Source organism: Haloparvum alkalitolerans (genome assembly GCF_055381565.1).
Genome location: NZ_AP043938.1, coordinates 461,881 through 482,741 on the forward strand (window position 1 = coordinate 461,881; position 20,861 = coordinate 482,741).

Annotated in this window: 19 protein-coding genes; 4 read left to right on the top strand and 15 right to left on the bottom strand. The window is 72.3% G+C overall.

The window, feature by feature from the left end; genetic code table 11:
* The first annotated feature begins 30 nt into the window (after nt 1–30).
* A complete protein-coding gene (locus ACZ432_RS04715) occupies nt 31–804 on the top strand; it encodes an aldo/keto reductase (protein WP_426963106.1) in 774 nt (257 codons plus the stop codon).
* Between the two features lie 29 nt (nt 805–833).
* Here ACZ432_RS04715 and ACZ432_RS04720 read toward each other — a convergent pair whose 3' ends face one another.
* The 11 genes from ACZ432_RS04720 to ACZ432_RS04770 all read right to left on the bottom strand — a co-directional run bounded on the left by ACZ432_RS04720 (nt 834) and on the right by ACZ432_RS04770 (nt 11,176).
* On the bottom strand, nt 834–1,049 hold the full coding sequence (locus ACZ432_RS04720; protein WP_426962975.1) for a hypothetical protein: 216 nt from the start codon (nt 1,047–1,049) through the stop codon (nt 834–836).
* A 57-nt stretch (nt 1,050–1,106) separates the two neighbouring features.
* Nucleotides 1,107–2,177 carry a GNAT family N-acetyltransferase gene (locus ACZ432_RS04725; RefSeq protein ID WP_426962974.1) on the bottom strand — a complete coding sequence of 357 codons (1,071 nt, stop codon included), beginning with the start codon at nt 2,175–2,177 and terminating at the stop codon, nt 1,107–1,109.
* Entirely contained in the window at nt 2,178–3,473 is a 1,296-nt protein-coding gene (gene gatD / locus ACZ432_RS04730; protein ID WP_426962973.1) for a Glu-tRNA(Gln) amidotransferase subunit GatD, read from the bottom strand.
* Nucleotides 3,474–3,660: 187 nt separating this feature from the next.
* Nucleotides 3,661–3,996, bottom strand: coding sequence for a 50S ribosomal protein P1 (gene rpl12p / locus ACZ432_RS04735; protein ID WP_426962972.1), 336 nt, complete (start codon nt 3,994–3,996; stop codon nt 3,661–3,663).
* An 18-nt stretch (nt 3,997–4,014) separates the two neighbouring features.
* Nucleotides 4,015–5,052 carry a 50S ribosomal protein L10 gene (locus ACZ432_RS04740; RefSeq protein ID WP_426962971.1) on the bottom strand — a complete coding sequence of 346 codons (1,038 nt, stop codon included), beginning with the start codon at nt 5,050–5,052 and terminating at the stop codon, nt 4,015–4,017.
* The gene (locus ACZ432_RS04745) at nt 5,049–5,687 is read right to left on the bottom strand and encodes a 50S ribosomal protein L1 (RefSeq protein WP_426962970.1); all 639 of its coding nucleotides are present in this window, start codon (nt 5,685–5,687) and stop codon (nt 5,049–5,051) included. The genes ACZ432_RS04740 and ACZ432_RS04745 overlap by 4 nt, the downstream gene beginning before the upstream one ends.
* A gap of 245 nt (nt 5,688–5,932) precedes the next feature.
* Nucleotides 5,933–6,229: a hypothetical protein gene (locus tag ACZ432_RS04750; RefSeq protein WP_426962969.1), complete on the bottom strand. Its 297-nt coding sequence runs from the start codon at nt 6,227–6,229 to the stop codon at nt 5,933–5,935.
* 3 nt (nt 6,230–6,232) lie between these two features.
* On the bottom strand, nt 6,233–7,270 hold the full coding sequence (locus ACZ432_RS04755) for an Mrp/NBP35 family ATP-binding protein (RefSeq protein ID WP_426962968.1): 1,038 nt from the start codon (nt 7,268–7,270) through the stop codon (nt 6,233–6,235).
* 98 nt (nt 7,271–7,368) lie between these two features.
* Nucleotides 7,369–8,166, bottom strand: coding sequence for an isopentenyl phosphate kinase (locus ACZ432_RS04760; protein ID WP_426962967.1), 798 nt, complete (start codon nt 8,164–8,166; stop codon nt 7,369–7,371).
* Complete coding sequence (mvk, locus tag ACZ432_RS04765; protein ID WP_426962966.1) at nt 8,166–9,182, bottom strand: mevalonate kinase; 1,017 nt, start codon at nt 9,180–9,182, stop codon at nt 8,166–8,168. The genes ACZ432_RS04760 and mvk overlap by 1 nt, the downstream gene beginning before the upstream one ends.
* A 1,052-nt stretch (nt 9,183–10,234) precedes the next feature.
* Nucleotides 10,235–11,176, bottom strand: coding sequence for an HFX_2341 family transcriptional regulator (locus tag ACZ432_RS04770; RefSeq protein ID WP_426962965.1), 942 nt, complete (start codon nt 11,174–11,176; stop codon nt 10,235–10,237).
* Nucleotides 11,177–11,328: 152 nt separating this feature from the next.
* Here ACZ432_RS04770 and ACZ432_RS04775 point away from each other — a divergent pair, with 152 nt between their 5' ends.
* From ACZ432_RS04775 to mutL, 3 genes are all read left to right on the top strand, one after another.
* Nucleotides 11,329–12,228, top strand: coding sequence for a COX15/CtaA family protein (locus tag ACZ432_RS04775; RefSeq protein ID WP_426962964.1), 900 nt, complete (start codon nt 11,329–11,331; stop codon nt 12,226–12,228).
* A gap of 81 nt (nt 12,229–12,309) precedes the next feature.
* Nucleotides 12,310–15,123 (top strand): DNA mismatch repair protein MutS, encoded by a 2,814-nt coding sequence (gene mutS / locus ACZ432_RS04780; RefSeq protein WP_426962963.1) that lies wholly within the window; start codon nt 12,310–12,312, stop codon nt 15,121–15,123.
* Nucleotides 15,120–16,817: a DNA mismatch repair endonuclease MutL gene (gene mutL, locus ACZ432_RS04785; protein WP_426962962.1), complete on the top strand. Its 1,698-nt coding sequence runs from the start codon at nt 15,120–15,122 to the stop codon at nt 16,815–16,817. The genes mutS and mutL overlap by 4 nt, the downstream gene beginning before the upstream one ends.
* Nucleotides 16,818–17,217: 400 nt before the next feature.
* Here the strand turns inward: mutL and ACZ432_RS04790 are convergent, their stop codons facing one another.
* The 4 genes from ACZ432_RS04790 to ACZ432_RS04805 form a co-directional block, all read right to left on the bottom strand.
* Nucleotides 17,218–17,601 carry a DUF7573 domain-containing protein gene (locus ACZ432_RS04790; protein WP_426962961.1) on the bottom strand — a complete coding sequence of 128 codons (384 nt, stop codon included), beginning with the start codon at nt 17,599–17,601 and terminating at the stop codon, nt 17,218–17,220.
* 6 nt (nt 17,602–17,607) lie between these two features.
* Nucleotides 17,608–19,296: a lysine--tRNA ligase gene (lysS, locus tag ACZ432_RS04795; RefSeq protein WP_426962960.1), complete on the bottom strand. Its 1,689-nt coding sequence runs from the start codon at nt 19,294–19,296 to the stop codon at nt 17,608–17,610.
* Nucleotides 19,297–20,016: a UMP kinase gene (pyrH, locus tag ACZ432_RS04800; RefSeq protein WP_426962959.1), complete on the bottom strand. Its 720-nt coding sequence runs from the start codon at nt 20,014–20,016 to the stop codon at nt 19,297–19,299.
* A gap of 96 nt (nt 20,017–20,112) precedes the next feature.
* Complete coding sequence (locus ACZ432_RS04805) at nt 20,113–20,772, bottom strand: HAD family hydrolase (protein ID WP_426962958.1); 660 nt, start codon at nt 20,770–20,772, stop codon at nt 20,113–20,115.
* Nucleotides 20,773–20,861 lie beyond the last annotated feature (89 nt).

Sequence of the window (20,861 nt, forward strand, 5' to 3'; positions counted from 1 at the left end):
CTCGACCTTCCTCGAGTCGGACTCGGCACGATGGGCATCGAGGACCCCGCCGCCGTCCGGGCGGCGCTGGACCTCGGCTACCGCCACCTCGACACCGCACAGATCTACGAGAACGAGGCGGTCGTCGGCGAGGGGCTGGCGGCCGCGCTCGGTGGCGCCGGCGATTCCTCCGCTCCCGCCCTCTCCCGGGCGGACGTGACCGTGGCGACCAAGCTCTGGATCGACGCGCTGGCTCCCGACGCGGTTCCGGAGAGCGCCCGCGCGAGCGCCGACCGGCTGGGCGTCGACGCCATCGACCTGCTGTACGTCCACCGCCCGCGCGGCGGCTACGAGCCCGAGGGGACCCTGTCGGCGCTGGCCGACCTCGTCGACGAGGGGCTCGTGCGCCACGTCGGCGTCAGCAACTTCGAGCGCGACCAGCTCGACCGCGCCGTCGAGGTCCTCGCGGACCGCGGGCTCCGGCTCGCGGCCCACCAGACCGAGTTGCATCCGCTGTATCACCGGCCTGAACTGCTCGACCACGCCCGCGAGCACGGCTACCCGGTGGTGGCCTACTCGCCGCTCGCGGGCGGCCGCGCCGGAGAGGTCGAGGCGCTCCGGACCGTCGCGGAGAAACACGGGACCACGCCCGCGGCGGTGTCGCTGGCCTGGGTCCTCGCGAAGGACCCGGTCGTCGCGATCCCCAAGGCCTCGAGCGAGGCCCACCAGCGCGCGAACCTCGCGGCCGCGGCGCTCGAACTCGACCCGGAGGACGTGGCTCGGATCGACGCGATCGACCGCGAAGAGGAGCTGTATCCGGAGTAGCGCCGGGCCGATCCCGCGTCGGCGACCGATCAGGCCCCGTCGCGCCGCGACTTCACGAGCATGTACGCGACGACGGGGACGATGGTGAACACGAGCGTCGCGAGCGCCCAGACGGCGGGGTAGCGGACTCCCTCGGAGCGCGCGTCGCGGTAGATCCAGACCGCGAACCCGACGACGACCGCGTAGAGCACGCCGTAGTACGTCAGCGTCCGAGCCGTCGCCAGGTCCACGAACAGCGGGTCCATCGCGTCCCCGTTCGCGCGCGGGGCGAATGAGCGTGACGGTCGGGGGCCCGGACCGCGCTACGCGTCCCCGTCCGGGATCCGGCCGACGGCGGGGTCCGTGAGGTCCGCGGCCATCACGAAGTCCGGTTCGTCGGCCACCGGAACGCGGGCGGCCGCCGCGTCGCTGACGACCGCCGCCGCCTCCGGCACCAGCACGCGCGTCCGGTCGGCGCCGGCGGCCGCCGCGTCGCGAGCGATCCCCGCCAGCAGCGCCGCGGCCGCCTCGGCGTCGCGCCACGCGGCGACGCCGTAGATGGCCTCCGTTATCGTCTCCGCGTCCGCTCCGTCGTCCGTCTGGCCGTCCGTCTCGCCGTCCCCCGCCTCGCGCTCGTGGGTGTACGACCGGTAGCTCATCCCCGCGACGCCGCCGTCGTGGACCGCGAGCAGGCGGTCGTCGGCCGCGGCGGCCGCCAGTTCCTCGCGCGTCAGCGCCGAGAGCGCCCACGACTCCTCGGCGTCCATCGACAGCCCGCGAAGGTGCTCGCGGGCGGCGCTGTCCGTCCAGAAGCTCCAGGCGGCGTCGGGATCGGGCGCCCCGGCGGTCCCGCTCCCGGTTCCGGCGACGGGGAGGTCGGGGGTCGCCTCGGCGTCCGGTACCGGCTGAAGGAACCGGAACTCCGTGCAGGGGTCGAAGCCGACCGCGCGCGACTGGCCGAGGCCGGCGACGTTCCACGAGAACACCATGTTGCGGCAGACCGTCGCGCCGCGCTCGCGGCCCCAGTCGAAGACCGCCCGCGAGAGGTGTCTGGAGACGCCGAACCCGCGGGCGGCGGGGTCGACGCGGATCGCCTGCCCCCACGCCTCCCACTCCGAGAGCAGCACGCCCTGGATACAGCCCACGACGCGCCGCCCGTCGACAAGGTTCGGGTCCGCCGCCGGGTCACCCTCGACGGCGTCCGCCACGGCCGCCGGCGGCAGCGTGACGACGAACGTGCGCCGGTCGGGGTCGTCCGCCTCGACCCACCGCGGGAACGCCTCCGGGACGTAGTCGCCGTGTCTCTCGCCCCAGGTGTCGCGGGTGAAGGCGGCGACTGCGTCGGCGTCCGCCGCGCGGGCCCGCCGGACGGAGACGGGGTCGTCGTCGGTCATCTATCGCCAGGGCTGGGACTCCTCGGTCAGCTCGCCGGCCAGGTTTCGCCCCATCGCGTCGGCCGGGTTCTCGGCGTTCGCCAGCGCCCACATCAGCTTCACCTTCGCGGTACCGGGGAGGGTGTCGCCCGCCTCCACGACGCCGGCGTCGAGCAGGTCGCGGCCGGTGTCGTAGACGCGGTCACAGACCCGGCCCGCGAGACACTGGCTCGTCATGACGACGGTCGTTCCCGACTCGACCAGCTCCTCGACCCGCGGGATGAGGGCCGTGTGGACGTGGCCGAGTCCGGTCCCCTCGATCACCACGCCGTCCGCGTCGTCGAGGTAGTCCCACGCGGCCGGGTCCATCCCGGGCGTGAACTTCACGAGCTCCACGTCCGCCGCGAGGTCGGCCGCGAGCGCGAGGTCGGTCGCGCCGCGCTCGGCGTGCTCGCGCCGGAAGGAGACGCCGGCGCCCCCGTCGGCCGCCCCCTCGTCCGACCCGCCCGCCTCGCTGGCGGCCGCGTAGTCGACCTCGCCGAGCGGCTTCGCGCCGACCGTCTCGAAGGCGTCGCGGCGCGAGGTGTGGTTCTTGCGGACGCGCGTGCCGCGGTGGAGCGCGCAGCGGTCGTCGCTCTCGGTGGCGTGCATACAGACCAGCACCTCCGAACAGTCGGCCTTCGCCGCCTCGACGGCACACACCGCGTTCATCACGTTGTCGGAGGAGGGGCGGTCGGCCGAGCGCTGCGACCCGGTGAAGACGACCGGGACCGGCGTGTCGAGCATGAACGACAGCGCGGACGCCGAGTACTGCATCGTGTCCGTCCCGTGCATCACGACGACGCCGTCCGCGCCCGCCTCGATCTCCTCGCGGACCGCCTCGGCGAGGTCGACCCAGATGGAGGGGTCCATGTTCTCCGAGAGGATGTTCGCGACGACGCGGCCGCGGTAGTTCGCGCGGCCGGCCAGGTCCGGGACGGCCCGGAGCACGTCCTCGGCGTCGAAGCGCGCGGTCACCGCACCGGTTCGGTAGTCGACGGTCGAGGCGATGGTGCCGCCCGTCGAGATGAGCGACACCGTCGGGAGCTCCTCGTCGAAGCTGATCTCCGAGACCTCGCCCGGCTCGTTCGCTCCGCCCTCGTCGACCTCGTGGACGCCCGACTCCAGCACCTCCACGTCGGCGGCCTCGCGGTCGATCCCCACGTTGTAGCCGCCGTCGAGCTTCACGACGAGGTGGTCGCTCGTCGAGGAGGGCATCAGCACGCCCTCGTTCGTGACGTCCGCGCGCTCGACGCGAACGCGATCTCCGGGTTGCATGTGGCGGAATTCCCCGCGGTCGGACTTCAATCCAACCGTTCGGGGCGGCGGGCCGCCGACCGCGACCGCCGGCGCCGTCGCTCGCGGTCGCGGAGCGGCCGGTCAAAAAATCGCGGTTCGCGAGTGAGGAACGCGGCTGCGTTCGGGCGCCCCCGCGGGCGCGGAACGCGGCTGCTCTGTCGCCGACTCAGCCGAAGAGCTCGCCGAGCCCTTCGCCCTCGTCGCCGTCTTCCTCGTCCTCGTCTTCCTCGGCTTCCTCGGCGGCCTCCTCCTCGGCCTCCTCGGACTCCTCGGACTCTTCCTCGCCACCGGCGGAGCCGCTCGCGGCGGCGCCCGCGGCGGGCGCGGCGGCGGCCGTCTCGATGGCCTCCTCGATGTCGACGTCCTCCAGCGCGGCGACGAGCGCCTTGACGCGGGACTCCTCGACGTCGACGCCGGCGGCTTCGAGCACGCCGGTGATGTTGTCCTCGTTGATCTCCTCGCCCGATTCGTTCAGGATGAGCGCAGCGTAAACGTATTCCATTGTTGTGATCTCCGTTGGTTATCCGAACATCGCTCCGAGGCCATCGCCGCCGTCGCCGTCCTCCTCGTCGTCGGAGTCGTCGGCCTCGTCGGCGTCCTCGGATGCGGTCTCTTCTTCGTCAGCCTGTTCCTCCTCCTGCTCGTCGGCGGCCGGGGCGGGCGCGGCGTCCACGCCCTGCAGCTCCTCCGGCAGCGCCTCCTCGTCGTCGATCTGCGCGGCGAGCGCGCGGAGCTGGGCGTCGGCCTTCCCGACGAGGTCGGGCACGACGTCCGGGCTCTCGACCTCCGCGTGGAGCGCGACCGACTTCGCCTCGCCGGAGCCCTTCGCGAGAAGGGTGCCGACGGTGGCGGCGGTCGGGTACTCCGCGTTGAGCGAGAGGTTGCGGCCCGCGGCCGCGGCGGACTGGATGTCCGCGCGGTACTCGTCGACGTCGATGGCGAGCTCGTCCGGCTCGAAGAGGACGCCTTCCGAGAAGACGCCCTTCAGGTCGAGCCCGACTTCCTTCGGCTCGATGCCGAGTTCGGTCAGGACGTTGGCCAGGTCGTCGGAGACGACCTCGCCCTCCTCGAGGACCTTCGAGTCCTCGGTGACCTGGATCGAGCCCTCCTGGATGCGCGCGGCGGCGCCGACGGTCTGCAGTTCGCCGACGAACGGACCGGGGTCGACCCCCGTGTCACCCTCGGGGATGACGATGTCGTTCGGGGCGACCTCGCCGGCGTTGATCGGGGCCGGCGTCTTCGAGGCCTCGAGCTGCTTGTAGAGGCCGAACGGGTTGTCGTTGGTGCCGATGAGCGCCACCTGTCCGGCGACGTACTGGGTGAGCTGCTCGACGCCCTCGTCGACTTCCTCCAGCGCGCGGACGACGAGCGTGTTGCGGCTCATCCGGACGTCGGCGGAGCCGTGCAGCTCGCGGCGCATGGCCTGGAGCTGACGGCTCGGGATGCCGGCGACGCCGACGATCCCGACGGACGCGAACGAGTCGATGAAGTCGACGAGCTCGTCGACCTCCTCGCGCTTCCACTCGGGGATCGTGTCGGTCTGGCGGACGGAGCTCATACCGGGACCTCCTCCGCGGGACCCATCGTCGTCTTGACGTAGATCCCGTCGATGTTGAGCGGGCCCTTCTCGAGGTCGGCCTCGAGACGGCGGATGATGACGTCGATGTTGCTCGCGATGTCCTCCGCGTCCATGTCCTCCGCGCCGACGCGCGTGTGGAACGTCCGGCGGTCGCGGGACCGGAGCTGCACCGTGTTCTTCATCCGATTGACTGTGTCGACGATGTCGTCGTCCGGCTGCAGTGGGGTAGGCATCTTCCCGCGCGGACCGAGGACGGTACCGAGGTACCGACCGATGTCCTGCATCAGGCTGGCTTCGGCGATGAAGAAGTCGGTCTCATCGGCCAGGTCCTTTGCGCGGTCGTCGTCGTCTCCGAGGTCTTCGAGGTCGTCGCTGTCAAGCACTTCGTCAGCGACATCCTCTGCGCGGACGGCGGTTTCGCCCTCCGCGAAGACGACGATCTGTGTCTCCTGCCCCGTTCCAGCCGGCAGCACGACGGACTCGTCGATGCGGTTCGACGGATCGTTGAGGTCGAGATCTCGAAGGTTGATCGCGAGGTCCACCGTTTCACGGAAGTTCCGCTCGGGGGCCTCGTCGAGAGCCTGAGATACTGCCTCCTCTATTGTGTCTGCCATTTTTCACCTCCGTAGTACGCAGGTAGCTCCTACGGGTCAGTGAAACAGGCGAAGCCTGTCTCATCGGATAGTGGCCCATGCCGCCCTTAAAGCCGTCGAAGGGGGGTCGGGCGTGTGACCGCTTCACGCGCCTGCTGGCGGGGTCCTCGGACGGTTTCTCTCCCCCGGACGTGCGGCCGTCCCGCGCGTCGCGGCGACGGTGTTGGCGGCGACGGTGTTGGCGGCGCCGGCGGCGGACGGACGCCCTACCGGTCGATGCCGCCCTGCGCCTTGATGTCCATGATGTGGCGGACGTTGAGGTAGATCTCCTCGGGTGAGGTGTCCTCGTCCGGGTCGTACAGGTCGGAGACGCGGTAGAGGATCGCCGCGACCTGCCTGCTCTCGGAGCTGTCGCCGCGGACGTCCTCGGCGACCGCGCGGAGCAGCTCCCGCTTCTCGTCGTCGGGGGAGAACTCGGCGTCGGAGTCCGGCGCCATCTCCCAGTCCGGATCGTCCTCCGCCTCGGTGGCGTCGCCGTCCGTTCCGGTGCCCTCCTCGCTCATCGCTTACCTCCGGCGGCTCACTTCGCGCCGGCGGACGACGCCGGCGTTGTTCGCGACGTTCTCGGTTATCACCTTGAACGCGTCCGCGGTCTCGCCGCCCTCCAGTACCACGGGCTCGCCGCCGTCGCCGCCGGTTCGCACGTCGGGGTCGAGCGGAACGCCCCCGAGGAACGGGAGGTCCTGCTCCTCGGCGAGCTGCTTGCCGCCACCCGCGCCGAAGATCTCGTGGAAGCCGCCGCAGTCGGGACACTTGAAGCCGGACATGTTCTCGGCGATGCCGAGGACGTTCGTGTCGTGTTTGCCGAACATCCGGAGCCCCTTCGTGGCGTCGTCGAGCGCCACGTCCTGTGGCGTGGTGACGATGACCGCGCCGGTCAGCGGGAGCGTCTGGAGGATGGTGAGCTGGGTGTCGCCGGTGCCCGGCGGGAGGTCCATGATCAGGTAGTCGAGCTCGCCCCACTCCACGTCCTCGACGAGCTGCGTGATGATCTTGTGAACCATCGGGCCGCGCCAGATGACGGGGTCGTCCTCGCCGGTGAGGAAGTCCATGCTCATCAGGCGCATCCCGTACTGCTCGGGCGGCGTGATGGTGTCCCCGTCCGTCCGCGGTCGCTGGTCGGCCGAGACCATCCGCGGGACGTTCGGGCCGTAAATGTCCGCGTCGAAGAGGCCGACCTTCGCGCCCATCTCCGAGAGCCCGGCCGCGATGTTGACCGCCATCGTCGACTTGCCGACGCCGCCCTTCCCGGAGGCGACCGCGATGACGTTTTTCACGCCCGGCATCACCTGCTCGGCGGGCGAGAACTCCTCGGGGACCGACGCCGAGAGGCGCGGTTCGAGCCCCTCCGCGGTCAGGACCTCGCGTACCCGCTCCGCGATCTCGGTCTCGTGGGGAGCGTACGGCGCACCGAGCGCCAGCGAGACCGAGACGGCGTCGCCGTCCACCTCGAGATCGTTCACCAGCCCGAGCGAGACGATGTCGTCGCCCAGGTCCGGATCCTCGACCTCCCGAAGGAGGTCACGTACCGCGGCTTCGTCCATGTCCGAGGCGAGGGGAGTGAGCCGAATAAGGGTTCTGTAACCGGGCCTTCGGGCGGGAACGGGCGCAGTTTCGGGTCGGCGGACCGCCGCGCCGACAGTTACTCGATCCGCGTTCCGGGGTCGCCGCCCGACAGGAACGCCGACAGCTCGTCGGGGCCGAACACGAACGCGGGCGCCTCGAGCGCGAGCAGCTCCCGCACCTTCGCGGCCATCCCGCCGGAGACGTCCGTCGCGTCGCTGGCGCCGAGCACGTCCGCGACCGCGTCGAAGTCGTCGATGACCGGGATCACCGCGTCGTCGGCGTCGAGCACCCCGGGGACCGTCGAGCAGACCCCGACGCGGTCGGCGGCGAGCCCCTCCGCGAGCGCCACGACTATCTCGTCGCCCGACAGCACCGTGACGCCCTCACCGGCCGTCGCGATCCCGTCGCCGTGGAGCACCGGGACGAACCCCTCCCCCAGCAGCGTCGCGGTCGCGTCCAGCGGGAGCGTCAGGTCTCCGTTCGCGTCCCGAGCACCGGCGGAGAGGGGATGGACCGGCACCGCGGGGACCCCCCGCTCGCGGAGGCGCTCGAGGACGTGCGCGTTGAGCCGCTTCATCGCGCCGTGGATGTCCGCCACCGCCGCGGCGTCGCGCGTGCCCGCGGTGGTGGAGACGCCGTGTGCGCTGGCGTGGTGGTGGCCGAAGCTCCCGCCGCCGTGGACGACGACGAGCCGGTCGACCGCGCCGTCCGCGAGCGCGCCGGCGACGGCGTCGCAGGCGGCGTCGAGCGCCGGTTCGTCCAGCGTTTCGGGGCTGTCCTTCTCGGTGATCAGGCTCCCGCCGAGCTTGAGGACGACGGGGGCGTCCGCGGGCGGTGCGGAGGAATCGCCGGCGGCCGCGGCGTCGTCGGCCATCACTCGCCCTCCACGCGGACGCCCTCGGTCGCCAGTTCGGCGCGGAACGACTCCTCACAGCCCTGCGTGAACGAGAGCGCGGTCTCGGTCCTGTCGGTCGAGTCGAGCGCGACGATGCAGCCGCCGCCGCCCGCCCCGGTGAGCTTCGCCCCGTACGCGCCCGCCTCGCGGGCCGCCCACACCATCGCGTCCAGCGAGCGCGAAGAGACGCCCAGCGCCGACAGCAACCCGTGATTGAAGTCCATCAGCTCCCCGAGCTCGTCGAGCAGGTCCGGCGAGGGGCGCTTCTCGGGCGCTGCATCCGCGAGCAGGCGTTCGCCCTCGCGGGTCACGTCGCCGATCGCTTCGACGGTGTCGGCGGCGAAGCCGTGGCGCTCCTTCAGTTCGCGGACGCCCGCCACGAGCGCGCCGGTGTCGCCCGCGCCGCCGTCGAAGCCGACGACGAACGGGAGGTTCGGCGCGTCGATGCGCTCGCAGTCGTCGCCCTCGACGCGGACCGCGCCGCCCATCGCCGAGCAGAAGGTGTCCGCGCGCGAGGCCTGCCCGTCCTGCACCTCGAACTCCGCGCGGTAGGCGCGCTCCGCGACCTCCCGCGTCGGGAGGGGCTCGCCGAGCGCGCGCGTCGCGGCGTCGATGCCCGCGACGACGACCGCGGCCGAGGAGCCGAGGCCGGCCCCGAGGGGGATCGCGCTCTCGACGGTGATGTCGAAGCCGGCCCCGGGCGCGTCCGCGGCGTCGCGCGCCTGCGCGACGGCGGCGTCGATGTAGCCCATCGCGGCGTCGACGAGCGACCGCTCGACGTCCACGTCCGGGCGCCCCTCGGAGGAGCCGTCGTACTCGACGGTGAACCCGTCCAGCGAGAGGTCCTCGGCGGTGACGCGGACGTGGTCGTCGTCGCGCGGTTCCACGGTGACGGTCGCGCGCCGCTCGACGGCACACGGCACCGCGGGCTCACCGTAGACGACGGCGTGTTCGCCGAAGAGATAGACCTTCCCCGGCGCACTACAGACGGTCATACGCGGTCTCACAGCCCCCGGGGTAACAGGCGTTGCGCTTGGACGTGAGCGGATACTGACTGTTCGATGTGTCAGACGGCGATGCAGCGTGGCGTTCTGGTGTTGATCCTGCTGTTCTGGACTGCAACAGCTCGAAAGCCCCAGCCGGCTCTCTCTACTACTGATCTTTCTCGGTTATGGGTCCTGCTGCTCTGAACGGTAACACCCAGAAAGCCCCAGCCGGCTCGACCGGCCGCGACACACTCTGCGCTCCTCGCTCTCCGCTTGGCGAGACAACCCGCGTCTCGCGAGCCTCCAGCGTGCAGTAGCGCGCTGGAGACACCGCTCGCTGCGGTGCTTGAGGCGTCGGGGCCGGATCGAGCCGACTGCCCCTTTCAGTCCCACCCCGCCCCGCGACAGCACCGCACAGCACCGCGACCGCACAGCAGCCTCACACCTCCCCAACCTCGGCGGCGGCGCGGCCGCGAAACCGCAGCGCGGGACAAACCGCGTCCCGCTGGCCTCCGGCGTGCAGTGGCGCGCCGGAGACACCGCAGGCGGCCGCGCCGCCGCCTCCACCGAAAATCGGAGATTTTCGAGCAGCCAGCGTGCAGTAGCGCGCTGGCGACCTCGCGCGGTCGCGGCGACACGCTCCGCGGTCGCCGCAGCGCGCGCCAACAGCACAGCAACTGCACCGCCGTCGAACGAACGTTTTTCGCGGATCGGGCGGAACTCCCGCCGTGAGTGCAGCCTAATCGGCCTCCTCACAGCGCATCGCCTCGCCGGCTGTCCACCGTCTGGCGCGCGCGAATAACGCCGCGAGAGAAGCCCGACCGCGGCCGGAGCAACGCGGAGGCCGCGGGCGGCTGAGGTTGGGGGGTCAGAGGCTACGCTTGTCTCGACAGCCGGTGTAGAGAATCACCGAGAAACCGGTCGCGACGACCGACTCGCCAAACCGGGTCCTGGCGGATTGAAAGGGCAAGGCCGGTCGCGGGCTTTCTGGCTGTTGGAAACAAGCACAGCAGCACGCTTGATCGCTCTAAAAGCAGCGTATGGCGAGCGACGTCACCACCTCATTCAGCCGTCTCTCGCCGATTGTCGGCGTGTGAGCGGACCCAGAGCTCGCCGATCCGGGAGAGCGTCGTCCGGTGGGACTTGCCGTGTGCCTCCTGTTCGATGTAGCCCTTCCCGCCGGGGCCGAGGCGGTCGACGTTGTAGATGACCTTCGAGCGGAACGAGTCGGTGTACTCCTCGTTGAGGTCGGCCGCGAGCGTCTCCGCCAGCTCGGAGACGGAGTCGAACTCGCCGTGCTCGCCGAGCGTGAACAGGATGAGCTCCTCGAACGGCTTGACGTTCTGGAAGGAGGCGACCGGGAGCTCCACGATGTGGTTGTCGCCGATGCGCTTCGCGCCGATAGTGGTGCCGCGCTCGTCGAACTCCTCCAGAAGCGACGTGGTGCTCGCGAGCCGGCGCTCGATGCGGTCGCGGTCGACGGCGGCGTCCGCTCCCTCCGCTCCGTCCGCGCCCTCGGCCGCGTTCCGGAGCTCCTGCAGGAGGTCGCGGCTCTCGCGCAGCTCCTCGGCGAGCTCGGTCTCGAGGTACTTCTCGGGGGCGGTGTAGTAGGTGTGGATGCGGTCGCGGTCCGCCTGTCGCTCGACCATGATCGAGTGGGCCGCGGTCGCGAACGCGAACGAGACCGGGCGCGGCATCGAGCAGACGTTCACCCACACGTCGCCGCCGTCGTCCAACTCCGCGTTGATCAGGTCGAACGCGCGCTCGAAGGCGGCGTCGTAGTCGTACACGTCTGCGATGGACTCGCGGACCGTCTCGGCGCCGAGCAGGTTCTCGAAGTCCGTCTCCAGTTTGCGCGCGATGTTCCGCGAGTACTCGACGTTCGCCTCGCTCCCGACCGACCCCTCGAGCAGGATCACGCGGTCCACGTCGAACTGGTCCCGGATGAGCGGGGCGATCAGCCGGTCGTAGTCGAAGCCGACCGGGACGACGTGCGTCTCCATGTCCGTCCGGTACGACGGCGGGGGTTAAAACCGCGTCCGTCCCCCGCGTGCCTCGTTCGTCCGTGTTCTCTCGCACGAACGCCTTCGGTCCCGTTCCCGCGCGTCGGCCATCCCCGAACGGTCTAAGTGCGCGCGCGCCCGACCCCGAACCAATGAGTCTACGGCCCGCGTGGCTGACCTTCCGGCGGTACGCGGCGGCGACGACCGCGGTCACGCTGACGCTCGTGAGCCTCGGCGTCTACACCGCGGCGACGGGGTCGGGGCTGGCCTGTCAGGCGCAGTGGCCGCTCTGCTCGGACCAGCTCATCCCCGCGCTGACGATCAACCCCGACTTCATCGAGTGGTTCCACCGCGTCTGGGCGATGGGCACCGGCTTCGCGATCATCGGCCTCGCGGCGTGGTCCTGGCTCGGCGACCGGGAGCGGCGCGTCCGGCTCGCGGCGACGGCCGCGGTCGCCATCCTCCCCCTGCAGATCACCGTCGGCGCGGTGACGGTGACGGTCGGCGGGCTCGTCCCCGGCGGCTACACGGTGTCGACGCACGCCGCCCACCTGCTCGTCGCGCTGACCATCTTCACGCTGCTCGGGCTGGCGACGCTGTGGGCGTTCCTCGACGAGCGCGCCGTCACGGCCGCGCACCTCCGGCGCGCGCTCGGACTCGGCGTCGGCGGCCTGCTCGTCACCGCGCTGCTGTCCCGCGCCGTCCCCCTCCTGACCTACTCGCCGGGGGCGCAGGGGTGGTTCTACGCGGCCGGCCTGCTGGCGCACATCGGGCTGCTCTCGGCGGTCGTGCTGACTCCGCACGCCGCGGTCCGGGAGACGGTCGCCCGCCGGACCCGCGGGCTGGCGGGCGCCGCGCTCGCGCTGCTGTTCCTCACGCTGCTGCTCGGCCGCGACCTCGTGCTCTACACGGCGACGTGGCGCCTGATCAACCAGGTCGCGCTCGTCGGCGCGCTCGTCGGCGCGGTCGCCGCGCTGCTCGTCGTGCGACGCGGAGCGGCGACGCCGGACGCCGCGGCCTCCGAGCCCGGTGCCCCCGCGAGCGACGACTGAGAAACGCGCCTCGCCGCGGGTCCGCGGTCGCGGGGTGGCCGGTCCGTGGCGTTTATTTCCGTCCGCCGCCCGGTTGCTGGCATGCAAACGGCGGACCACGCGACGGTTACCGGGCTCCCGCCCGGGATGGCGGCCGCCCGGGACGAGCTGACGCCGATGCTCTCCCAGTACGCCGACTGCTGTGCCGCCCACGAGGACGCCCTCGTGCTGTTTCAGGTCGGCGACTTCTACGAGGCCTTCTGCGAGGCCGCCGAGGAGGTGGCTCGCGTCTGCGAGGTGACGCTCACCCAGCGCGAGGACTCCACCGGCGAGTACCCAATGGCGGGCATCCCCATCGACAACGCCGCGGGCTACCTCGATTCGCTTTTGGAGGCCGGCTACCGCGTCGCGCTCGCCGACCAGGTCGAGGACGCCGAGCAGGCCTCCGGGCTGGTCGACCGCGCGGTGACGCAGGTGATCACCCCAGGGACCGTGGTCGAGGACGAACTGCTCGCGTCCGGGACGACGAACTACGTCGCGGCGGTCGCGCGGGACACGGCGGAAGACCAGAACGGCGCCTACGGCCTCGCCGCGGTCGACGTGGCCACCGGCGAGTGTCTGGTCACCGGCGGCGACCGCGAGACCGTGGCGGAGGAGCTCGACCGCGTCGATCCCGCGGAGCTGCTGACCGGCCCCGGCGTCGAGCCCTTCTCGGACGCGGAGACGGAGGCGGACCCGATGACGACCGCGGCACCGGGCGACGCCTTCGCGCGCCGGACCGCCCGCGATCGGTTGGAGCCGTACGTCCCCGGCCCGGAGAACCGCTTCGCCGGCACGGCGGAGCTCCGCGCCGCGGGCGCGGTGCTCGCGTACGCCGAGTACACCCAGGGCGACGACGGCCCGCTGGAGTACGTCACGCGCGTCCGGCGCTACGACCCGCGCGACCATCTCCGGCTGGACGCGGCCGCGCGCCGGAGCCTCGAACTGTTCGAGAACCGCGGGCTCGGTGCGAGCGACACGCTGTTCGACACGCTCGACGAGACCGCCTGCGCGCTCGGCCGGCGGTGTCTGGAGCGCTGGCTCCGGCGCCCGCTCGTGGACGTCGACCGGATCGGCGCCCGGCACGACGCAGTCGCCGACCTCGCGGACCGGTCGCTCGACCGGGACGCGGTGAGGGAGGCGCTGTCGTCCGCCTACGACCTCGAACGCCTCGTCGGGCGGGTCTCTCGCGGCCGCGCGAACGCCCGCGACCTGCGCTCGCTGGCGGCCACGCTCGCGGTCGTCCCGGAGATCAGGGCGGCGATCGCCGGCGGCGAGGGGGGAGCCGGAGGCGGAGACGACGCGGCCTCCGCGCTCGACGAGCGCCCCGACCACCTCCGGGACCTCCGCGACAGGCTCGACCCCCTGACGGACGTGCGCGACCTGATCGAGGAGGCGATCGCCCCGGATCCGCCACAGGAGATAACCGAGGGCGGCGTGATCCGCGAGGGGTTCGACGCGGAACTCGACGACCTGCGCGCGACGGAGCGCGAGGGGCGAGAGTGGATCGCCGACCTGGAGGCGGCCGAGCGCGAGCGGACCGGCATCGACTCGCTGAAGGTCGGCCACAACCAGGTCCACGGCTACTACATCGAGGTGACCGACGCGAACCTCGACCGCGTGCCGGACGACTACCGCCGCAGACAGACGCTGAAGAACGCCGAGCGCTACTACACGCCCGAGTTGAAGGAGCGCGAGGAGGAGATCGTCGGCGCCGCCGAGCGCGCGGACGCGCTGGAGTACGAACTGTTCGCGGAGGTGCGCGAGTCGGTCGCGGCGGAGGCCGACCGGATCCAGGCCCTCGCGGACGCGCTCGCGGAGACGGACGCGCTGACCTCGCTCGCGACGGTCGCGGTGCGGCACGACTACGTCCGTCCGGAGGTCGTCGCTGATCCGGACGCGGGCATCGAGATCGAGGGCGGGCGGCACCCCGTCGTGGAGCGGACCGGCGAGTTCGTCCCCAACGACGCCGACCTCCCGCGGGGGAGCGTCGCGCTGATCACCGGCCCGAACATGAGCGGCAAGTCGACGTACATGCGGCAGGTCGCGCTCGCGGTCGTGCTCGCGCAGGTGGGGTCGTTCGTCCCCGCGCAGGCGGCCAGACTGCCGGTGCTGGACCGCGTGTTCACGCGCGTCGGCGCCTCCGACAACATCGCCGGCGGCCAGTCGACGTTCATGCGCGAGATGAGCGAGCTGACGGAGATCCTCCACGACGCCACCGGCGACGCGCTGGTGTTGCTCGACGAGGTGGGCCGCGGGACCGCGACGACGGACGGCCGCGCCATCGCCCGCGCCGCCGCGGAGTTCCTCCACGACGAGCTCGGCGCGACCACCCTCTTCGCCACCCACTACCACGAACTGACCGACCTCGCGGACGGCCGCGAGCGCGTCTGCAACCTCCACTTCACCGCCACCCGCGAGGACGGCGACGTGACGTTCCTCCACCGGGTCGCCCGCGGCGCGTCCTCCTCCTCGTACGGCGTCGAGGTCGCGGAGCTCGCCGGCGTGCCGCCCGCGGTCGTGGACCGGGCCCGCGACCTCGTCGACGACTCGGACCGCGGTGGGTCGTCGGCACCCGAGGAGCCGGTCGGGTCGGCGGACTCGACGGACGAGGGCGAGCGGACGGGGCCGCCGGAGCCGCCGGAGCCGCCGGAATCGGCCGCGGACCCCGCCGACGCCACGCTGGACGCGTTCGCGGAGAGCGACGGTCCCGACCGGCCGGCGGACGCCGGCGCCGGGAGCCCCGACGCGGACGGCGACCGCGACGAGGCGGCCGCCGAGGTGCTGGCCGCCCTCCGGGAACTGGACCTGGCACGCACGACGCCCATCGAGGCGCTGAACGCGCTCCGCGACCTGCAGGAGCGCGCGGAGCGATGACCGGACGGTCGGGCGGCGGGCCGGCCGACCCCTCCGAAGAGCCCGGCGACGCCCGCGTCCGTCGGCTCGGCGACGCGACCGTCGACCGCATCGCGGCGGGCGAGGTGGTGACGCGCCCGGCGCGGGTCGTCGGCGAACTCCTCGACAACGCGCTCGACGCGGGCGCGGGGCGGGTCGAGGTCGCGGTCCGGGGAGACGGCACGGAACGGGTCCGCGTTCGCGACGACGGCAGGGGGATGAGCCGCGCGGACGCGGAACTGGCCGTGGAGCGCCACGCGACGAGCAAGCTCCGGGACGGCGAGGATCCGGTCGGCGTCACCTCGCTCGGCTTTCGGGGCGAGGCGCTGCCGGCCATCGCCAAGGCCGCCCGGCTCGAACTCGTCACCGGCGACGGCGGCGCGCAGGGGACGCGGGTCGTCGTGGACGGCGGCGAGGTCGCGGTGTCGGACGCCGGCCGCGCCCGCGGCACCACCGTGACCGTCGAGGACCTGTTCCGCGACCGTCCAGCCCGCCGGGAAGCGCTCGCGGGGCCGGAGACGGAGTTCGCGCGGATCTCCGACCTCGTGGCGGACTACGCGCTCGCGCGGCCGGACGTTGCGTTCACGCTCGTTCACGACGGCCGCGAGACGCTCTCGACGCCCGGGACGGGCGCGAGCGACGCGCTGCTCGGTGTCTACGACCGCGACGTCGCCAGCCGGTCGACGGCGCTGGACGCCAGCGTCGCGGTCGCGGACCTCGACGGAAAAGTCGGCGTGTCCGGCGCGCTGGCGTACCCCTCGGTCACCCGGGCCTCGCGCGACCACGTCCGCGTCGCCGTGAACGGCCGACCCGTGGAGAACGCGCGCCTCGCGCGGGCGGTTCGAGCCGGCTACGGGCGCCTGCTGCCGGACGGACGGGAGCCTGTCGCGGCGGTGTCCGTCTCCCTCCCGCCCGAGGCGGTCGACCCGAACGTCCACCCCGCGAAGCGCGAGGTCGGCCTGCGGGCCGGCGACGCAGTCGCCGACGCCGTCGAGACCGCGGTCGGCGACGCGCTGACCGGCGCGGACCTCCGACGCAAGGCGGAGGTGGCGACCGGCCTCGACGCCGCGCTCTCGCCGATGGACGGCGCCGACCCGTTCGCGGCGTTCGAGCCGATCGGCCAGTACGCGGACCTCTACCTGCTGTGTGACGCCGGCGAGGAGCTGGTCGTGATCGACGTCCACGCCGCCCACGAGCGCGTCAACTACGAGCGTCTGCGGCGGGCGTTCGACGGCGAGGCGGTGCCGACCGCGGCGCTGGACCCGCCGGTCACGGTGTCGCTGTCGGCCCCGGCGGTCGCGGCGGTCGAGGCGCACGGCGACGCGCTCGCGCGACTCGGCTTTGACGCCGAGGCGTTCGGCGGCGGGACGGTTCGGCTCCGCTCGGTCCCGGCGCCGTTCGGCCGGGCGGCGGACGCCGACGCCTTCCGGGACGCGCTCGACGCGCTCGCCGACGGCGAGTCGCCCGCGGACGCGCGGGACGCGCTGCTGGCGGACCTGGCCTGTCACCCCTCGCTCAAGCGCGGCGACGCGCTCGACGGCGGGGACGCCCGCGCGCTGCTCGACAGACTCGGCGAGTGCGAGCGCCCGTTCGCCTGCCCGCACGGCCGGCCGACGACGCTGTCGGTCGAGGAGGCGACGCTCGCGGAGGGGTTCGAGCGACGCCCGCGGCGCTGAAGGGGCGGTCGGCCGGAGAAAACGCCGCGCGGTCGGCGGGGGGCGCGGCGCGGTCGGTCCGTCGCGATGCGGGCTCTGCCGTGCGGTTGTCGCTCGATGCGTCCGCCGGGTCGGTCGGCGGGCGGTGCGTCTCGCGTGCGGTCTCCGTTCGGTGCGTCTCGCGTTCGGTCGCCGTTCGATACCGTTCTCGAGTCCTGTACGGCTCGCGGGATCGGCTGCCGATTCCGTCCGTGTCCCCGTTCAGGGCAGTCGGCGGGCGGTGCGCGTGCGTCGTCCGTGTGTCGAGCGTCGGTTCAGTTGGGCACCACCTCTCGACCTATGGTAACAACCCGCATGATAAGAACCTTGTGGCGCCGGCTCAAAAAACCACAAGAGGATTGTCACGTTCGCGGGCGTCGACCTACCACGCCTTGCAGTCGGCACAGACGCGGTCGCCGTCGTCGAGCCACCGGCGCTCGACGGTCGCGCCGCAGCGCTCGCAGGCGACGCCGTCGGTGGTCCAGTCGGCTGTCGGCGTCGCCGGGTCCGGATCGACCGCCGCGTCGCCCGGGTCGGCTTCCGGGTCTTCGGCCGCGTCGACGCTATCGGTTTCCGAGTCGGCGGCGGCATCGCCCGAGTCCGTATCGGTCCGCTCCGACTCCGAACCGTCCTGCGTCGACTCCGCGGGCGCGTCCGACGACGCGTCGGCCTCCTCGGCCGTCTCGTCAGTCTCGCCCGCCTCGTCAGTCTCGCCCGCCTCGTCAGTCTCGCCCGCGAAGTCGTCCAGCGAGCGGTCCTCGGGCACGGTCGATCAGGCCTCCCGGCGCAGGCGCTCGACGACGAAGTCGGTCTCCAGTTCGCCGAGGAACTCGCCGAGCCGCGGGCCCTGCGTCTCGTCGAAGAAGAGGCGGTAGCCGGCCGCGAAGAAGTCCGAGACCTCGATGTCGTGTCTGCGGGCGGTCTCGTACATCTCGCCCTGGATCGCCTCGCCGTCGTGGCCCGCCGCGACGAAGTCGGCGAGGTCGTCGAGCGCGGCCGCCACGTCCGCGTCGAACTCCGCCGCCGGGAGCTCCGTCTGCAGCCGGTAGTTGTACTCGTTGTCCATGCGCTCGGCCCACGCGCGGGCCTTCTCGACGCGCTTGAGCGCGTCCGCGACCGCCCAGTCGGGCGTGTCCGCGTCGAAGTGCCCCTCGTCGCGGGCCAACTGCTCGCGAAAGTCGAGGTCCTCGACCATGCCGAGGACGGCCGCGAACGTGTACGGGAGCCGGACGCGCTCCTCGCGGACCTCCTCGACCACGAAGGGATAGGCGCGCTCAGCGAAGCGCGTCAGCTCCTCGTCGTCCACCTCGCCGAAGTAGGCGCGCTCGAAGCGGTCGAAGCGGTCGACGAGCTGGTCGAGCCGCTCCAGGTTCAGGTCGCGCGCCTTCTTCGGGTCGAGCGCGAAGAAGTAGCGCAGCACCTCCGGCTCCAGCAGGTCGAGGATCTCCGGGACGGTGACGATGTTGCCCGCCGACGAGGAGAGCGCCTCGCCGTTCAGCGTGAACCACTCGTACACCATCGGCACCGGCGGCTCCACGTCGAGGACGTTCTCCGCGATGTCGACGCCGGAGGGCCACGACCCCTCGGCGTGGTCCTTGCCGAAGGGCTCGAAGTCGACGCCGAGGACGCCCCACTGGCCGGGCCACTCGAAGCGCCACGGGAGCTTCCCCTCGCGGAACGTCGCGGTGCCCGCGTGGCCGCAGCCCTCGATCTCGTTGCCGCCGGCCTCCATGCCGGTGCACTCGTACTCGACCGTGCCGGCCTCGAGGTCGACCGCGGTCACCGCCTCCGTCACCTTGCCGCACTCCGCGCACACCGGGTTGAACGGGACGTACGTCTCGTCGACCTTGTCCTGGTACTGTCCCAGGACCTCTCGGGCGTCGTCGACGCGCTCGAGCGCCTTGCGGACCACCGGCTCGAAGGTGCCGTCCGCGTACAGGTCGGTGTTCGAGACCATCTCGACGGGGACGCCGAGCCGGTCGGCGTCCGCCTTGAGGAGGGACGCGAAGTGGGCCGCGTACGACTCCTTCTCGCCGAACGGGTCCGGGATGTCCGTGTACGGCTTGCCGAGGTTGCGCCCGAGCGCGCCCGCGTCGACCTCGCCGAGACCGACGATGTTGCCGTCCGGGTCCGCGAGCTTTCGCGGCACCTTCCGGAGGGGGTCCTTGTCGTCGGAGGTGAACACCTGCCGGACCTCGTGACCGCGCTCGCGCAGGACCTCGGCGACGAAGTAGCCGCGGATGATCTCGTTGAAGTTGCCGAGGTGCGCGACCCCCGAGGGCGAGACGCCGCCCTTGATCACGACCGGATCGTCGGGGTCGCGCGCCTCCACGGCGTCCGCGACCGCGTCCGCCCAGAAGGCGTGATGGGTCGGCTCGCCCTCGCCGTCCTCCGCTCCCGGCTCGCTCGCATCGTCGCCCGTCGGCAGCGTGTGGGGGTCGCGGCGGTCGTCGGCGCTCATCTATTCCTCCTGCGCCCAGTAGGTCGGCTCGGCGGTCCCCTCCGGCACCACGTCGGTACCGCTGTGCTCGCCGCGGAGGACCGCGTCGACCAGCACCTCCGGGTCCGTGCCGTCGAGCACCAGCGACCGGATGCTCGCCCGGTCGATGAGCTTGGCCGCGAGCAGGTCGACCGGCGCGGACGCGCCCGCGTCCCGGCTCATGGGGACGACGATGTCGACCAAGTCGGCGGGCGACAGCGACGCGAACTGCTCGGCGTCGGAGGTTTCGTTGGGGTCCGCGTCGTAGACGCCGTCGGCGCTGGTGGCGTACACGAGCAGGTCGGCGTCGACCGACTCCGCGAACGCAGCCGCCACGGCGTCGGTCGTCTGTCCGGGCATCACGCCGCCCATCACCGCCACCTCGCCGCGGCGGAGCGCCGCCGCCGCGTCGTCGTACTCCTCCGCGGGCGAGAGGGTCGCGCGCTGGCCCAGCGCCGCGATCAGGAGGCGGGCGTTGAGCCGCGTGACCCCGATGCCGAGCTTGTCGAGCTGGACCTCGTTGGCGCCCAGCTCGCGGGCGGCGCCGATGTAGTCGCGGGCGACGCCGCCCCCGCCGACGACGACGCCGATCTCACACCCCTCGTCGGCCAACGTCCGGATCGCGTCGGCGTGGGCCGCCACGCGGTCCGAATCGAGATCCGGCGCGAGCACGCTCCCGCCGATAGAAACGACGACTCTCATTACGGATGAGTTCCGCCGTGCCGCTCTTAAGGATTATCAAGCCCCGCCGAGCGCGACGGGCGGTTGCGGGACGGTGCGGGAGCGACTCCGGCCGCCCTACCGTCGGCCGCAGATGCTCACCAGGTCGTGGAGGTCCGTCACCTCGTAGGTGGGCTGGCGGCTCAACTCGAAGTCCCGCCGGTGCGGCCGTCGGATAAATGCGGAGTCAACGCCCGCGTTGTCGGCCGCCTCGATGTCGGACTCGTTGTCGCCGACGAACAGCGCGGTGTCGGCCTCGAGGTCCTCCAGCGCGCGCTCGATGTAGTACGGCGAGGGCTTCTTACGCGAGAGACTGGCGATCGTCGGCTCGCGGCCGTAGGCCGTCCCGAAGTGGGCGTCGAGCCCGAAGTGGTCGAGCAGGAAGTCCACGGTCGCCTGCTGGTTCGAGGAGACGACGCCGAGTTCGGCGTCGAACTCCCGGAGCACGTCCACGTCGTCGTAGGGCGTCTTGCGGCCGGACCGGGCGTCGCGCACCTGCGCCTCGCTCGCCACCCGGTCGCGGAGGGTCCAGAACTCGCCGGGGTCGAGGTCGTACCGGTCGCATAGGGACGCCAGGTCGCCCGGCGTCACGCCCGCGGCCACGTCGTCCACGTGGGCCAGGTCCGGGTCCTCCACGCCGGCGCTCTCGAAGGCGTCCCAGGCGGCCTCGCGGAGCGTGTCGAACGGCGTCCGACCGACTAACACCCCGTCGTTGTCGAACACGACGGCGTCGTACATGGCCGTACGTCGGCGAGGCGCGCGGAAAAAGGTTTCACCGGCCGGGTCACCCCGGTTCGGGCCGGAACGAGGCCGTGACGGGCGCCTCC

Coding starts and splice junctions, on each gene's coding strand:
- ACZ432_RS04755 (WP_426962968.1), bottom strand. CDS start 7,270: ATGGACGAAGCCGCGGTACGTGACCTCCTTCGGGAGGTCGAGGATCCG.
- ACZ432_RS04770 (WP_426962965.1), bottom strand. CDS start 11,176: ATGGAGACGCACGTCGTCCCGGTCGGCTTCGACTACGACCGGCTGATC.
- ACZ432_RS04715 (WP_426963106.1), top strand. CDS start 31: ATGGGCATCGAGGACCCCGCCGCCGTCCGGGCGGCGCTGGACCTCGGC.
- mvk (WP_426962966.1), bottom strand. CDS start 9,182: ATGACCGTCTGTAGTGCGCCGGGGAAGGTCTATCTCTTCGGCGAACAC.
- ACZ432_RS04725 (WP_426962974.1), bottom strand. CDS start 2,177: ATGACCGACGACGACCCCGTCTCCGTCCGGCGGGCCCGCGCGGCGGAC.
- ACZ432_RS04740 (WP_426962971.1), bottom strand. CDS start 5,052: ATGAGCTCCGTCCGCCAGACCGACACGATCCCCGAGTGGAAGCGCGAG.
- mutL (WP_426962962.1), top strand. CDS start 15,120: ATGACCGGACGGTCGGGCGGCGGGCCGGCCGACCCCTCCGAAGAGCCC.
- ACZ432_RS04760 (WP_426962967.1), bottom strand. CDS start 8,166: ATGGCCGACGACGCCGCGGCCGCCGGCGATTCCTCCGCACCGCCCGCG.
- gatD (WP_426962973.1), bottom strand. CDS start 3,473: ATGCAACCCGGAGATCGCGTTCGCGTCGAGCGCGCGGACGTCACGAAC.
- ACZ432_RS04720 (WP_426962975.1), bottom strand. CDS start 1,049: ATGGACCCGCTGTTCGTGGACCTGGCGACGGCTCGGACGCTGACGTAC.
- ACZ432_RS04745 (WP_426962970.1), bottom strand. CDS start 5,687: ATGGCAGACACAATAGAGGAGGCAGTATCTCAGGCTCTCGACGAGGCC.
- ACZ432_RS04775 (WP_426962964.1), top strand. CDS start 11,329: ATGAGTCTACGGCCCGCGTGGCTGACCTTCCGGCGGTACGCGGCGGCG.
- ACZ432_RS04805 (WP_426962958.1), bottom strand. CDS start 20,772: ATGTACGACGCCGTCGTGTTCGACAACGACGGGGTGTTAGTCGGTCGG.
- pyrH (WP_426962959.1), bottom strand. CDS start 20,016: ATGAGAGTCGTCGTTTCTATCGGCGGGAGCGTGCTCGCGCCGGATCTC.
- ACZ432_RS04750 (WP_426962969.1), bottom strand. CDS start 6,229: ATGAGCGAGGAGGGCACCGGAACGGACGGCGACGCCACCGAGGCGGAG.
- lysS (WP_426962960.1), bottom strand. CDS start 19,296: ATGAGCGCCGACGACCGCCGCGACCCCCACACGCTGCCGACGGGCGAC.
- mutS (WP_426962963.1), top strand. CDS start 12,310: ATGCAAACGGCGGACCACGCGACGGTTACCGGGCTCCCGCCCGGGATG.
- rpl12p (WP_426962972.1), bottom strand. CDS start 3,996: ATGGAATACGTTTACGCTGCGCTCATCCTGAACGAATCGGGCGAGGAG.